Here is a 1783-nt window from a genome sequence, read left to right as displayed (position 1 = left end):
CTGGAATGTCTCCCAGCGAGATTTCAATGCGTTTGCACCAGGCTAAAGCTGAGCACTGGAGGCAGAGCGACAGGCATGGCTTTTCAATACACAATTGATTCCGCATCTCTTCGATGCATCGTAGGTTTCTTCGGCACTAATCGTGTTCAGGCTAGCAACGGCACAGTTGGTATCTATATCACCTGCCGGGGCGCAGCCCACACCAATACCGCCGACCAGAGTATCACCCACCCTTATTAACAGTAAGCGGGGGACCTCTCATGTTTTTACGTACTTTTTTGTAGAAACTGTTGCATTGTTAGGAGTCGACGTAGATCACGTTAACAATCTTCACTGGACCGCGTTGCTGGAGGCAATCATCTTGGGCGACGGGCACGCCCACCATCGGCAAATCGTAGAGTTGTTAGTTGAGGCAGGCGCTAATGTTAACCTAGCGGATGGAAACGGCGTGACGCCACTGCAGCATGCAAGCGGTGCTAACTATCAAGATATCGAAAAAATACTTATCGCTTCTGGCGCCCGCTAATGTATGGCCACCAGGTCGTTGGATGAAATCGGGCGGTTGCTTATGCAAGTATCTTTGGGTGCATAGGAAAACTGTGCATGTCGGTCGGCAAGTCTTTTTCCGTAGTTTCACGCTCGGTAGAGCATGTAATGCCCCAGCATTTCTTGCTTACGCTATGCCGTGAGCACATCGCTTTGCTTGTAATCTCGATACCGTAGCTAGTCGTCTGTCAAAATAAACCTTGCGAAGCTTACCTCTTGATTCGCACAGCTGCTCTAGAAACTGAGCAGCCTGGCATCCGCTAATTGATACGGTAACCAGCTGACCCTGCATTTCTCGTGAAAAGTCACCAACGACCTCAGTACCCGAAAGCATCGCCCTCTCGCTAGCTGATCGGAGACAAAGTCTATCGAGCAACTCTTATGCGGCCGATACAGCGCGTGCAACAGCAGTCACCTAGAGTTAAGTAACTTTAGTCCGTATTACCTTACGCTAACTTATATGAAAATAAACGATGACACACAAGATGTTTTAAACCTTGACGAGCCCATGTTGAGCCCTTTTTCTAGCCAGAGTTTTGAGCTGCCTGCCAATTATGCAGCTACTCGTGTAGGCCAGGTAGGGTATGGCTGGATTGATGACGATGGGATAATGCATCAAGTAAAGCAGGCCGTTAAACACGAGAGATTTATCATTGCTCAATGATCTTGTTGTTTTTGCGTATGTTTTAAATGCAGCATAGATCGTGGCCGACACAGCATTGTGCCACTTCCCAACGAAGCACCGCAAACAGGGATAAGAAGAGGGCTAGCGATATGCGGTGCTACTGAGTTTCTGGAATTTCACCTGGTACGCGGTATCTGACACTTTCTGCTTGCTGCTCTTCATAGCGTTTATTTTCATCGTCCGGCACAACGCCAAGTACGGTTTCTTTTGAGCCATCTGGCCAGGTATACGTCGTGCATCCCGCTAGCGACGCCATTGCTATTAACGCCAGAAAAGCCACTATCCCGGTGGTGAGACGATATTGCAGCATAAAATTACTCCCTGTATTACGTTGGATTAATGGAAAGGATACGGAGTTGTAGCAGTGACTATAGGGCTCATGTCAGCGGGTTGTAAATCGTCTTTTGTGTTGTGCGTACGAATAACCGTTTAAAAATAAATGTCTACACTGATATAGAGCGATAATACTGTATGGGGTGTGGGGGTATTTCGTTGGTTGACGATAGGCTTGGAGGAAAAGCCGGGGGGCTCTTGAGACAAGTTAGCCCTTAT

The 1783-nt window shown here is 48.0% G+C and carries 3 protein-coding genes and 1 pseudogene; 2 read left to right on the top strand and 2 right to left on the bottom strand.

The features are described 5' to 3' along the window. Window positions 1-295 precede the first annotated feature (295 nt). Window positions 296-526: an ankyrin repeat domain-containing protein gene (locus ACT3RQ_RS17660; protein ID WP_444680987.1), complete on the top strand. Its 231-nt coding sequence runs from the start codon at window positions 296-298 to the stop codon at window positions 524-526. 207 nt (window positions 527-733) lie between these two features. Here ACT3RQ_RS17660 and ACT3RQ_RS17655 read toward each other — a convergent pair. Continuing rightward, window positions 734-918 (bottom strand): annotated as a pseudogene (locus ACT3RQ_RS17655) (IS3 family transposase); the annotation flags it as partial. Between ACT3RQ_RS17655 and ACT3RQ_RS17650 the strand changes: the two are divergent. After that, entirely contained in the window at window positions 914-1210 is a 297-nt protein-coding gene (locus ACT3RQ_RS17650; RefSeq protein WP_444680988.1) for a hypothetical protein, read from the top strand. The pseudogene ACT3RQ_RS17655 and the gene ACT3RQ_RS17650 sit on opposite strands and share 5 nt — an antisense overlap. A gap of 118 nt (window positions 1211-1328) precedes the next feature. Here ACT3RQ_RS17650 and ACT3RQ_RS17645 read toward each other — a convergent pair whose 3' ends face one another. After that, window positions 1329-1541, bottom strand: coding sequence for a hypothetical protein (locus ACT3RQ_RS17645; protein WP_172118812.1), 213 nt, complete (start codon window positions 1539-1541; stop codon window positions 1329-1331). Between the last annotated feature and the right edge of the window lie 242 nt (window positions 1542-1783).

Origin of the sequence: Halomonas sp. AOP43-D1-4, from assembly GCF_052446175.1 — a bacterium.
Taxonomy (GTDB): domain Bacteria; phylum Pseudomonadota; class Gammaproteobacteria; order Pseudomonadales; family Halomonadaceae; genus Vreelandella; species Vreelandella citrativorans.
This window is presented reverse-complemented; position numbering and strand designations above follow the sequence as displayed.